Genomic DNA, 12,963 nt, shown 5'->3' with positions numbered 1-12,963 from the left:
GAAAGCAGATGTTTTTCATATAGAGATTAATGTTTTTTAATTTTTATACTTACTTCACCCTTACTCAGGCTATACAAGGTTAGGGCTATTCTCACCTGCTTCCTGCTTTTGAATATTGATATAGGTCATAAATAGCTATCAAGCGCAGATCATTTTTTTCATCGACCAACAATAAAAGCGATCAAAAAACAGCCACAATTAAAGACTTAAGCTGCTCTAGCCTCTCTTACCCCTTTTGCAGGTATTGCAATTATCTGTGCCACCTTATTTTAACACTCGCGGCGCACAAAAAACCTCAACTTTACCTTTATTAATCCAAAGAAACAAAGGAGGAAACTTTATGCTATCCTTTGCATTATAAAATGCATAATAACCTGACTCAGGAATATTTTTCATCGTAATCATTTCCTTTGGCTTAAGGTCATAATAATCTGAATCTCCTGTGGGCTTCCACCACCCTCTTGAGTATCGATGCAAACGATAAGATCCCTGTAAAAACTCATCAGGAATAATAATATCCACATTAGACCGTAGACAACTCTCCGCTTTTTGACAGGCTTGGTCACACAATTTTTTACTATTTTTCAAATAGCAAGGCTGAAATTCAAGATAACGAGCGCCTCCCTCTGAAGAATCGGTAAAATCTATTATTTTATTGACTCTTACATAAAAACAGTGGTCATAACTAATATTTTGTTCCTTTGCTAAAATTTTAATAAAAGCCCCCAATGACGCACCTTCATCCAAGCATGTCAAGTAAAAGCTATTTGCCATACAGCCAAAATCAATTTGGCGATCATTTAAAAAACCACAATAAGATGAAAGTTGCAAAATTTTTTCGCGAAAAACTCGTTGTTGCTCAACATTTGTTAAATCATTAACTTTAACAAAACGGTCAAAATCAAACTCAAAACCAACTAACAAATCTGTCAGCCGATGATCCATCAAACTTTGCAGATCAATACGACCCTTGTTTTTATAAATAAAAGATTTTGACCCGTCACTATAACCCCACTCATAAGAAGAATAACCATCATAGCTGGCAAAATAACGAGGAAAAACAGCTCTCGCTTTATCAGCCATCACTTTATCTCTTTTTTCTTTAATTTGATTAAAAGCAAACAAGCTACCCTGTATAGAAAAAAAAGGAAGTGAAACTAAAAGCACAGCCTTTGCAACTTCCTTTTTTTTGCCTTTTTTCCCAAAATTAACATACATGATAGAAAAAAATGTAGACATCGCTGGCAAAATATATGCTGCTAACTCAGCATTGTCTTTAGCGCAACCCCAGCAAACATATAAAAAATTATTCACCATAGCCGGTAGAGAGTCAGCATATTGAGTTGACAAAAAAATTGATATAGTTCCCAAGAATAAAAGAAACTGTATTTTTCTTTTCTTAAGTACGGCTAACTTATTAGCATTTTTAGAGGAATCCTTTTTATTGGCAGTTCGAAGCTGTGTAACCGTAATAGTTTCTGAACGCCCAAGGGACTTCTTTATCCCCTCCTGCTGCTCATTTCTCAGTCTGTCCCAGTTAGCTTTTTTTGCCTTACACTCTCGTTTTGGAAGATGCTTATGTTTACCTTTCCTGTGCTTCGCCAAAGTTGGAGGAGAAGATGGCAATGAAGCCGAAAAACTTCCACTCCCCTCCTCCGACTCTATAGCCTGTCCCTCATTAGTCACATTGAGTTTTTCAAGGTCAGATGAAAGACCAGAAAGAGAGAGTGGCAATGGAGCCAAAAAATCTCCACTATTTTCACTCTCCTGAGACTCAGTGGCCTGACCCTCATCAGTCACATCAAGTATTTCAAGGTCAGATGAAAGACTATCAAGCGTATCCTGTGCCAACGGTAAAGGACTTTCTTTAAAGCTCTCCTTGTACTCTTTGATACTTGCAGAGCCCTTTAATTCATGGGCTAAATCTATAGGGTTATCTTCCAATTGCCCTAACGCATCTGGAGCTGATCTACCCTTAGTACAGGGTAACTCTTCAAAATTTTCAGCTAAGAGGCTTTCAGGTAGAACGCCACTGCAATCCTGTTGGCCTACTCCAGATAACTCTAAAAGATGCTTTGCTGAGTCTGTATTAACCGCCACAACTTTTGCCTGAACAGTGGCAGGCGTGTTTTTCCACCTTTTTTTCTCTTTCTTAATCTTCCTTGCTTCATTATTTTCTTTGAATACCTTTGTAACCTTTCCTTTATAAGGGATAGCCTCACAAATACTATAAAAGCTCCACGGTGTATCGGGAAGATAACGATCTACACAACCCGCAAGATATATACCCAGAGAGCTTCTTTTATTCTGAAATTCACAGGCAGCCGGCAAAAACCAATCAAAGCCTCCTCCAGAGCATATTTCCCTGACAAATAAATCTGATCGTTGGAGAAGCACTGAATAATCACGAAAAACCCCCAAAAGTTCTAAAACCTTTATTTTTCTATTCACCTCAAGCTTTTGTCCTTCAAAAAAAGCACACATTTGCTCCATTCTATTAATGGTATCATCATACTTTAAATAATCCATATGCATATGCCCATATGGGCTTAAGCATGGAAAATCATTCTCATCAAAAAAAACATAGTGATCAAAATTATTTAAAAGCTTCTCTACAAAATCAACCTGTAAAGAAAACCCTGGAATCACTTTCGCTAAAACCTGTTTTAATTCACGATCTCTACCAATCTTCCTAAATATTTCAAGCACACTGTAACCACACCGAAACTCGACTGAAAACTTGGTTTTATACGGGAAGGAAATAAAAAAACCTTTTCCCTCTAGCTTTTCCTTCAGAGCATCAAAAAAAAGGGCGCCACACTCAAAACTAATCACGAACAACATATCTTCCTTTTTAAATCTGAACCTAGATGAACCTGTCATTCTTTTATTGAGAGATTGATTATTGTAAAAAACATAACGCCTTTTTAAATAAGATGAAACAAGCTGTTTATTTTTCTGATACAACGGCTGAGCATCGGCACTAGCATCACGTATAGCCTTCATAATCTCCATATGGTCTTCATCGATAGTACTATCGGCAGCCGGATAAGCTATATTCTGTATAGAACCTGTACATAATAAGCAATAAAAAACACACAATCGCAGCATTTTTCCCAACCTGCACTTTAGATTACTCCTAGAGTTAAAGTAGACCAGACAATCACATAGCTGTATTTACCTTGCAGTTTATTAGTAAAACGCCAAGACTGAAAAGGATTATACTATACCAGCAAGCTGTGACCCAGATAGATAGCACCCTCTCTTTCTGAATAGTTTAATTGCAATGATAGGTTAGTTATTATGCAAAAAAGACTGAAAAAATTATTTTTTTATGTTTTTTTCTTATCTTATTTCCTCACATCATCCGTGTTAGCGACCCCCATGACAAAAGACACAGCTACCGCGATAATATCTGCTGTATTGGATGAAAATAAACATACTACTAATAATAAAGTAACGCCTATGGAATGCGCCATACTTGCACCAGTGATAAAACCAGACAGCATGAGAGACTTTTCAATTAAAATAGGATTATCCGAGCCTGACATTGATACAATAGTTGCAGATCACCAAAATAGCTCACTTCAGCAAAGGTTTAATTTTTTGTTGACATATAGCCGTCAAAGGTATGAATCAACTCTTCAAGATTTAATCAATGTAGTGCTAACATGCGATGATAGTTGGATATATTGGGAAAATTTCTGCCAGCGAATAAATGATATCATTACATTATGGCAAAATAATGATACCGTCCCTCCTTTCATGGCTGAAAGATTACAGAATCAAAACGTACACAGGCTGTATTCACATCAAGGAAACATAACAGAAGCACAACTTTCACGACTAGCTAGTCGTGGTTTAGTTACCGGGAGTACTTTTTGGCCATATTGCCTTGGCATTATAGATCAACCGGCATGGGAACAGGTAAAAATGGAGAACACGACAGTACCAATGCAAACCTATGCAGTGCTAAACAAGTTTCGATGTCAAAAAATAGACTTCAAGCCAAAAGACTTAGTAAAAGCTCTTCTTATTTACGATAGATTTTCTGGAAAGCATGTGGATTGGGATAAAGTATCAGGCATAATATCACCTCAAACATCAACTCAAACATGGCACTCACCAACTCCCAGTGTCTCATCCAGCCAAACATCACCTGCAAAAGTAAAAAAAATCAAGATGACTGCTGATAAACCACTACTACCAGACTGTAAAGACACAGGTTCAGGCTCTCCCGAGTGCCTTATTTGTTTCGATCACAAGATAAATATTAACATTTCCTGCGGACACGGATTTTGTCGCCACTGTATTGATGCATGGATTTTGCAAGCTGGTGAACAGGCAACATGTCCAACCTGTAGAAAAACCATTAATACAGAGAAAACATTACCCAGATATGAATAGAAACCCCGTCATTCACCACCGGAATCAAGAATAAATTTTGGCTCTTTATGGGTTTCAAGGAGCTATCCCACCAGTAGCTCCAACAAACCATACATAGCGGCTTTTCCTCTCTGCCTAATATTATGCAGACACTCGAAAAAGCCAAGATACAGTGGCAGCTTCTCCTGAGAGATGCCTCTATGAGGGCGCAGCCAAGAGCGTAATAAAGACCAGAACCCCTCGATGGTTGATGGTGACCAGAAAATACAAAGAGCGTCAGATCATCAAAGTCTCACGAACAGCCCCTGCAACCGTAACGCTGCCGCTCAGGGTGAGTATCGTTCTGCCCTCGTTTAGTAATGTGGCAGCTACCGCAGCGTGGGCAATACACGTCTTCAGGCCAACGTAATTGTCTGAGCTGGTCGTAACATTTTTCGTTATCAAGGAGGTCATGGAACTTTAGTATCATAGAGGGATTGTTACCCAGTATGTACTACCAAAAAAGTCGGTAAAACCGAAGTTACTTTACCTCCTTGAAACCCATAAAAGAGCCTTCTAAATTACAGTACAGGAGTCATTGTTTTTCTTTCTTACCTTGCTGGAAGTCGATGTCTTTGGCGGTTGCGCTGGTATTTTTTTGGTCGCCCCTATCTTATCACCTTCTGTTAAACCTTTTTCCACCGTCCTTGATCTCATATTTTCAGTCACTATTAAAGGTGATTTAGCATCACCAACTGTAACAATAATAATTAACTTATCTTCTTTCAAATGAGACCATTCAAAATTTGAATAACATTCAAAGAGCGGGATTCCCGCTGGAAGATTCAGTTTAACCATGCCCGTCATATCATCAACCCTAGGCTTTTGAAAAGTTATATTCCTATGACTTGGCTCAAGTGATTCAAATATATGATCTGACTCACCCCTAGGGTCGTAGATAGTAAAATTAATTTTCTCCGCAAATGGCCACTTCAAGCTTTCATATCGCTGCCCTTCCCCTGGAAGAATCTGGATTGTTACAGAGATATTACTCATAAACTTACCTAGTGAATAGCCACCCAAGTAAAGTCGAGCGCATAATCTATACCCAGAAGGTGTTTCAAAAGCAGGGCTTTCCATAAACATCTCATTTTTACCGGCGCTAGTAATAGCAATATGATTAACTTTTCTTTCATTGTAATTATGGATACACCATACAAAGACCCCAGACCGAGAAGCAATGCCTGAAGTTAAAACAGCTAGATCTTGCTTTAGAATTTCTTTTTCAACATTTCTCTTAAATGTTCTTTCCATAGTTTGCTGTACTCCCCTTCTTCTTTCCAGCCTCTTTTCATACATATTATCCAATTTCAGAATACATTCTTCTTTCACACTTTCAGCTAAACCAGATACAAAAGTTTCTTTTGCCTTAACAAAATCTTCATCACTAGCAAAAAAACCCTATCTAAAGTATCTTTCAGCCACTCTGGCACAGTCGTTTCTTTTTCATTATCTTCACTAATAGATAGCCTTGCCTTAATTTCATCACTTAATAAGTAAACAGAGTCAAATTCACCACCTTCATTTTCATCACTTTTGGGATCTCCACAGCCCCCAATCAATGGAATAAAAAAAACCATTGCAAAAAAAAACAATCTTTTTTTACAAAAAGCAACAACCCCTTCACAAGAAGCAAAATAGTCAATCATACATTTCATTAACCTAACCAGCCTATTTCTCACATAAAGTAAAAAATAGCTTATTATGCAGCCAATACTTTATTAATTTATAATTAAACAATACCGCTAATTCTTTCCAGTTATGACTACTTTACTCTCCAGCTAATATATCATCCTCATTCATCATAAAAAAACGCCCATCCAAAGATGGGCGTTTTTCAGTTTTCAGAAAAATTCTGTCTCTAGCTTAGAAAACAGTCTGGTCTTCAACTTCGGTAGTCAGGGCACTCAGTGCTTTTTCTACCAGGCCTCTTCTCAGCACTTTTTCTTCAGCCTTATCCATCTTGGGGTTACCCAGAGGATGAGGAATCGCTACCGCAGGAACAATCCTGTTAGCACCTACTGTCTTGGAGATAGGTACTACAGTGGCGATGTGCACCACAGGCATAACCTTTTCGATTTCTTTAACGAGCGTTGCACCGCAACGCGTGCAGGTTCCTCAGGTGGAGGTCAGAATGGCGGCGGTAACCCCGGCATTCTTCAGGTGCATAGCGATTTCAGCGCCGTACGCCTTGGAGTTAGCTACGGAAGTACCGTTACCAACCGTGGTGTAGAACTTGCCGTGCAGCTTGCCGATTTTGCCTTCTTTCTCCAGATCACGCAGAACGTCAACGGGCAGAACACGGTTAGGGTCCTGATTACAGGCAACCGGATCGTAACCACCGTGGGCAGTTTCGTGGCTGGCTTCACACAGGCATTCCAGACCTTCGATGCTGTACTCACCGTACTTGGAAGCACTGGAGGACTCGATGTGATCAGGGTTGTGCTTAGGTACAACACCGCCGGAAGTCACCAGGGCGATAGTGGCAGTGCTCAGATCCTTAACGGCAGGCTGAGGCTCTACACGGTCAAAGACTGGCATTGGGTATTCAGTCTTGAACTCTTTACCTTCCAGCTTGGCGATCAGCATGTCTACTGCACGCTTGGCTCCACGCTCTTCAGCAAAGAAGTTTACGCGCAGGCCGCGAGGCATGTAGCCTTCTTCTTCAGGAGTGCCCAGCTTGCCTTCTTTCTCGATGAAAGCAGTGATCAGCTTCACCATGGCTGGAACTGCTTTACGCATACCCGCAGCGCTGTTGGTGGTTTCTACCATGAAGGAGAAGTTGCGATACAGCTCATAGCCCGGGTTTTCTGGGTACATGCCAGTGATGGCAGGAATGCCGATTTCCTTGGCCACTTCGCCAACCCTGCCGCAAGCCATGCCGTAACGGCCAGCGTTGAAAGCAGGACCAGCAACCAGCAGGTCAGGCTTGATCTCTTCGAGAATTTCGCGAATGCCCATGCAGGCTACGCCTTCGTTCTCGTTGAAGTAAGAGTCACCACAAATGATAGTGTTAACGATTTCTGCTTTGCCAGCCAGAGCGCCAGCAATTGCACCGCCAGGTCCCACAGGGCCTTCTACCAGTTCGATAGGATGGTTAGCAGCTTCTTCGCCACCCTTCTGTCCGAAGAACTGGTTAATGTAATGAACAATCCTGATAGTCATGATTTGTTCCCTTGTGAATTCTTTGGAGCCTTAAGCATAAGAGCCTTTAGCTCATAAACCGTCTTCAATGTAATCTGAAGACTTAGCCAGCCATTGCTGTCAGGTTGTGATAACCCAGCTCGTTGGTAGCACCAGTAATCGCCTGGATTTCAGTGGTGATGGAGCCGTCTTTAGCCAGGCTGCCTTCAGTACCACCGGCAATCATGTCAGCGTAAACGTCGTGACCGATTACTCGTTCCATTGCAGGCAGGGTCACTACCTGGTTAGCGTTACCGTTAGTGACAACAGCGTCGCCTTTTGGTGTGGAGTCTGCCAGAGACTGACTTTCACCATTCTGACCCGCATATTCGTCTGTCAGCAGTACGGTACGGATACCGGCACGTTCCAGCTTGTTGCAGTTCATTACCAGGTCAGCGTCAGGGTTACCGAAGCCTTCTTCAGAAACGATGACAGCATCCAGACCCATCTGCACAGCCAGCTTGGCAACGTAGTTAGAGGAACGCTCTTTGTCTGCCAGGGTGACGTTTTCGTTGGTAACGATCACGCCCATGAAGTTGTACTTGGTGCCGTGGTGTTCCAGCAGCTCATGGATAACAGGGCTGTTCTGGTGCACGATGCTTGGGTTCTTGTCACAGGCGGATACACAGTTTCCGCTCATTACCGCACCGTCCATCACTTCTGTAGGGTACATCAGTGTAGGCAGGATGTTCTTCACATCAACACCGTAGACATAGGTGTCGTGCAGCAGGCCCTGGCTTTGCAGCATGTAGATGTAACCCACCTTGGGCAGGTTAGGGTACTGGGCAGCCTGTTCCAGCAGAGGCTTGGTTTCGTAAGTGCGGGAATCATCAGCAGTGGCGTCCTTAGCCAGCTTGCCGATCATGTTTGCAGTCTCGATACCTACACGACGCAGAATGGCTTCGTGGTCATACTGGTTGCAAGTGTCGTCCACTTCGCAGGTAACAACCAGGTTTTTGGTAGCAGAGAAAGGAGTGTACTGTGCACCAGGGCCGCTCATATCGATGATGCCTTCCTGGAAACCAACAACCTTACCAGTGGTGACGATAGCCATGCCCTTCAGGACATGGGTGCGGCCTTCGCCGACCATAGCTTCTTCACCAGGATTGCGGCCTGGGAACATGGAGCCAGCGCCTTCAACCTTAACACGAGGCTCGATCACGTCTTTAACAGGCATGATACGAGTCTTTTCGCCTGGCAGGGCGATGTCCAGCTTCACTTCAGTAATACGGTGATCCAGTTCGCGGATAAATCCGATAACTGCTTCACGGTCGATCTGTACACGACCGCTGGAAAGAGTGGTTTCGTCGCCGAACGCCAGCTCCTTCACATGGATGTTACCAATCTCAAGTTTCATTTAAGTCTCCTGAGCCTTAAAAAATGCCTTTTTTGTATGGCCAGGGTCGAACCCTGGCCTTTTAAATCAGGCGATAAATTCTGCCGCTATAAGTACTTCTCGGGCTTTTTCCAGGTCTTCCTTGGCCACCATCACAATGGGGCCAGTGCAACCCATACCGGTGCGAGCAAAAATCTGCTTGCCCCAGAGAACGTCCCGGGCTGTTTCAATATCGAGGATATCAATACCGCCAATATCGCTATCAGTAATCTTCTCGGGTGGAGCCTTTACGGTTTCAGTGGCTTTTTCCGCCACTGCTTTTGGCTTAAGCTCCTGGAGAATATCATTCAGTCCAGCATCACGAGCCGCTTTCAGCTCACCACTGTAGACTTTCAGCAAATCTCCCGCCGCCGCATCAGCAATCAGACGCATGGCACCTGCAATTACGGGTGCGCCGGAAGCGCGGGAAATAATACCAATCAGTCTCTCTGCTTCTTCGCCGATACCTGGGCCATAGCCATAGCCCTGGGCTTCGTAGCTGCCACCGGTGGTGTAGGCAGAGAAGATCTTCATCATCAGGTTACCGGTGAGGCTATCTGCCACCATCACATCCGGTGTGCCTCGCAGCAGGTCGTTACCCCTCATCAGGGCACCGCCATCGGCACGGGAGGATTCGGTGAAGCTCAGTTCATAACCGTTATCCATTAATTTACGCAGGGCTCTTTCCACCACGGCAGCGCCGTCAATGTTCAGAATGCCTACGGTTGGCTTCTTAATACCTGATGCCTTGGCCAGGGCAACACCGGCCAGGGTGTTCTTAACCATGGCAATATTGCGCTGGGTATCGCTGGTGCCAGTAGTCGTGGCAATAATCATTTCCTTGCCACCGGCGGGTGTAACCACCTTACCTACTGTGCTCACACCCAGAGGGAAGCCATAGTGCAGGGTGACACAGCCATCGATCTTGCCTTCGTCCAGCAGCTTTTCCATCACTTGATGGCATTCGTGCAGACTGGAGGCAGGATGCAGCTCAAAAGGAGCCTCAGCCACGTCACCAATCAGAACCGGTTCGATATCCGCGTTCTGACGAGCGGCCATCTCAGCAGCCCGGATCAACTCCTGCTCACCGTGCTCACTGTCAGTGAGAGTCAGGCCGATGCGCAGCTTGCGTCCGAACTGGCCACTGACCAGTCCTTCAGCCATGTCGGTGAATGCACCGGCTAATGCTTCGTTAAGCTTTGCCATGATGCTTACTCCTGCTCGCCCTTAGCCATCAGACGCTCTGCCACTTCTTTCATGGCTTCAGCGATCAGCTGGCGGGCTTCATCCTGGTCAAAGCCGGACTCCTGCTCCTGAACACCCGGATTCTTTTCAATCAGGGTGCTGATACCGTCAAACAGGTTGGTCATACGACCCAGGAACAGACTGCCCTTACCCACAATCATAAAGTTGTTGATGTCGCCCTTCATGATGCCGTCACAGCCGTGGCCCAGGAATGGAACACCGGAAGGAATATGACCTTGAGTCAGGGCATAACCTGGCATGCCGTGCTCTTTTACAAAGTTCATCAGCTCTTTGCGTTCCAGCTGGCCTTCTTTAACCGCCAGGGCAGCGATCATCTTGTAGTTGGCTTCCGGAACATTACCGGCACCGGCAGGCTTGGTAATTTCAGGGTTCTGCATTTCAGTGGAGAACTTGTCCACTTCAGGAATGGTTCTGCCTACCTTCTTCAGCGGGGTAGAAATCAGGCTGGTCATTACTGCCTGTGGCGAAGAACCGGTGGCGATGGTGTGACGACCCACAATGTCAGTGTTAATAATTGGACTAACACCGTCGTTTTCACTAACCAGTACCGCAAAACCAGCCAAAGCATCTTCCAGAATCGGCAGCTCTTTCTTGACATGGTCACGACCGTTCATGGCCAGCTTGGCAACTGCACCACCTGCAACAACCATAACATTCTTGAAGATGCCACCTTTAACCAATGCTGCGGCATGGATCAGGGCGTGAGCGGGTGCTGCACAGAAACCACGCAGGTCACTGCCGGTAGCCTGTTCACAACCGGCCAGTTCACCAATAGCCTTGGCGAAGTTACCGCCACCACGCTGGTTTACGTCACCACAGGCTTCTTCAGAGCACTCGATGATGTAATCAACCTTACCCAGGTTCATACCCTGCTTTTTCAGGTTCAGTGCAGCCAGGATTGCGGAAGCCTTAACACTCAGGTTTTCCAGGATAATGTGAGCACTGAGGTTTTCGTCTTCATCGTGAGCCTGCTTGATACAACCAACCAGCTCACCATTCATAGTCAGGGGATCAGCAGTATGGGCTTCGATCATGGCGTGCATTTCAGCGGCCGCCATGCCATCTTCAACTTTCAGTTGAATATCACTCAGCAGAGGGTGCTGAGCCAGGCGACCATTTGCGTGTTCGATAAATTCAGGGGTCAGCTTGACCAGATCGAAAGCATCAGAGTGCTTGATGAGTGCGAAGAACTCGTCCTGGGGCATGATTTCGCCATGACGGCCAAAACGCTCTTCACCTGCCTTTTGCTCGAACCAGGGAGTTGCCATTTCTTCCAGGGCTGCCGGTGTGATGTTACCGATATAGCACTGGTTAGGTGGGTAGGAAACCACGTCGGAGAACGGACGAAGATGCTTCTTCAGTTCAGACAGATAGCTTTCGTCGTTATGCTTTCGGGCCTGAACCTGAGTGGACCCGAAAGGAATGAAATCTGGGGTATGGGCAAGAATATAACTTGCACCTTTAATAACGGGGTATTCCACGGCAGAAACTCCATATGGCCAGCCGCTGGGGAATTAAAAATAAATTATCTTTGATTCCCGACAGGATTTTTTATTCCGTTTTAATTGAACGAGTATTCAACAGGAAAACTCCACAATCAAAACCACCAAAACTTTTCTGTCCCGTTATTGCATTGACTGTTTACTGGTAACGCAGTTGGACTATTCAGAGAATAGAACCCGGTTTCGCTACCATTGCACAATCAATGCAACTCCGGGTTAATGATCAGCCGAGAAATTTACAAAACTTCTCGCGGTACTCCTTGACCTCACCGGTGATTTCATCAACCGGCATGACCATTTCCATCATCCCTACTTGCTCTTCGTAAACATCAGCGTCAACTTCTTCCTTGATCTCTGAGTCTACGATGTGGTGTACACGAAGTCCCAACTGGACTCCGGCCAATGGTCCTGCAAAAGTCGGGTCGCCGCTAGTCACGGTTTCAGCAGCCAGGCCAGAGGCCTCAGCTTCTGCACCACCCAGAACAACTACGATGTTCTCGGCTCCGTGCTTGTCGGACAATTCCTTGACCCGCTTCTGATTTTCAAGATCCATTGCGCCTGCGCTAGTTCAGACGAAACACTCGGTTGTGCATAACACGACTTCTGCACCGGCGGTCTTCACACATTCTTCAATGGCTGGACCTGGTACGCCGTCACGGTCACCGAGTATTACGACTTTCTTGCCCTTCAGCATGGTCTAAAACCTTAAAGTCAATACTCTATTAAAGGAACTTACAGAACTGGCTACGGTATTCACCGACTTCAGCGGAAATTTCATCCACTGGCATAACCATTTCCATCATTCCTACTTGCTCTTCGTAAACATCAGAGTCAACTTCTTCCTTGATCTCTGTATCTACAATATGGTGTACACGAAGTCCTAACTGGACTCCGGCCAATGGTCCTGCAAAAGTCGGGTCGCCGCTAGTCACGGTTTCAGCAGCCAGGCCAGAGGCCTCAGCTTCTGCACCACCAAGAACAACTACGATGTTCTCGGCTCCGTGCTTGTCGGACAATTCCTTGACCCGCTTTTGATTTTCAAGATCCATTGCGCCTGCGCTAGTTCAGACGAAACACTCGGTAGTGCTGAAGACGACTTCTGCACCGGCAGTCTTGACACATTCTTCAATGGCAGGACCTGGTACGCCGTCACGATCACCGAGTATTACGACTTTCTTGCCTTTCAGCATGGCTTATGACCTTCGAAATCGT

10 protein-coding genes are annotated in these 12,963 nt (G+C 44.9%); 1 reads left to right on the top strand and 9 read right to left on the bottom strand.

Annotated elements, in window-relative coordinates; translation table 11 throughout:
- Window positions 1-264: 264 nt before the first annotated feature.
- A complete protein-coding gene (locus MJ595_RS11575; protein ID WP_263078029.1) occupies window positions 265-3,015 on the bottom strand; it encodes a hypothetical protein in 2,751 nt (916 codons plus the stop codon).
- A 288-nt stretch (window positions 3,016-3,303) separates the two neighbouring features.
- On the opposite strand from MJ595_RS11575, the gene MJ595_RS11570 reads away from it, so the two are divergent.
- A complete protein-coding gene (locus MJ595_RS11570) occupies window positions 3,304-4,407 on the top strand; it encodes a hypothetical protein (RefSeq protein ID WP_263078028.1) in 1,104 nt (367 codons plus the stop codon).
- 534 nt (window positions 4,408-4,941) lie between these two features.
- On the opposite strand, the gene MJ595_RS11565 is transcribed toward MJ595_RS11570, so the two are convergent.
- The 8 genes from MJ595_RS11565 to grdA (MJ595_RS11530) all read right to left on the bottom strand — a co-directional run bounded on the left by MJ595_RS11565 (window position 4,942) and on the right by grdA (MJ595_RS11530) (window position 12,941).
- Window positions 4,942-5,757, bottom strand: coding sequence for a hypothetical protein (locus MJ595_RS11565; protein ID WP_263078027.1), 816 nt, complete (start codon window positions 5,755-5,757; stop codon window positions 4,942-4,944).
- 8 nt (window positions 5,758-5,765) lie between these two features.
- Window positions 5,766-6,074 (bottom strand): hypothetical protein, encoded by a 309-nt coding sequence (locus tag MJ595_RS11560; RefSeq protein WP_263078026.1) that lies wholly within the window; start codon window positions 6,072-6,074, stop codon window positions 5,766-5,768.
- 217 nt (window positions 6,075-6,291) lie between these two features.
- Window positions 6,292-7,590, bottom strand: a complete 1,299-nt coding sequence (gene grdB, locus MJ595_RS11555) for a glycine reductase complex selenoprotein B (RefSeq protein ID WP_263078025.1) — start codon at window positions 7,588-7,590, stop codon at window positions 6,292-6,294.
- Between the two features lie 82 nt (window positions 7,591-7,672).
- The gene (locus MJ595_RS11550) at window positions 7,673-8,965 is read right to left on the bottom strand and encodes a glycine/sarcosine/betaine reductase component B subunit (protein WP_263078024.1); all 1,293 of its coding nucleotides are present in this window, start codon (window positions 8,963-8,965) and stop codon (window positions 7,673-7,675) included.
- Window positions 8,966-9,031: 66 nt separating this feature from the next.
- Window positions 9,032-10,189: a glycine/sarcosine/betaine reductase complex component C subunit alpha gene (gene grdD / locus MJ595_RS11545; RefSeq protein WP_263078023.1), complete on the bottom strand. Its 1,158-nt coding sequence runs from the start codon at window positions 10,187-10,189 to the stop codon at window positions 9,032-9,034.
- A 5-nt stretch (window positions 10,190-10,194) separates the two neighbouring features.
- A complete protein-coding gene (grdC, locus tag MJ595_RS11540) occupies window positions 10,195-11,730 on the bottom strand; it encodes a glycine/sarcosine/betaine reductase complex component C subunit beta (RefSeq protein WP_263078022.1) in 1,536 nt (511 codons plus the stop codon).
- Between the two features lie 244 nt (window positions 11,731-11,974).
- Window positions 11,975-12,445 (bottom strand): glycine/sarcosine/betaine reductase complex selenoprotein A, encoded by a 471-nt coding sequence (grdA, locus tag MJ595_RS11535; RefSeq protein ID WP_263078020.1) that lies wholly within the window; start codon window positions 12,443-12,445, stop codon window positions 11,975-11,977.
- A gap of 28 nt (window positions 12,446-12,473) precedes the next feature.
- Entirely contained in the window at window positions 12,474-12,941 is a 468-nt protein-coding gene (gene grdA / locus MJ595_RS11530; protein ID WP_263078019.1) for a glycine/sarcosine/betaine reductase complex selenoprotein A, read from the bottom strand.
- Window positions 12,942-12,963: the final 22 nt, after the last annotated feature.

It is taken from the genome of Endozoicomonas sp. Mp262 (assembly GCF_025643335.1).
In the GTDB taxonomy this organism is placed as follows: Bacteria; Pseudomonadota; Gammaproteobacteria; order Pseudomonadales; family Endozoicomonadaceae; genus Endonucleibacter.
Note: the sequence above shows the minus strand (reverse complement) of the source record. Positions and strands in the feature narration are given on the sequence as shown.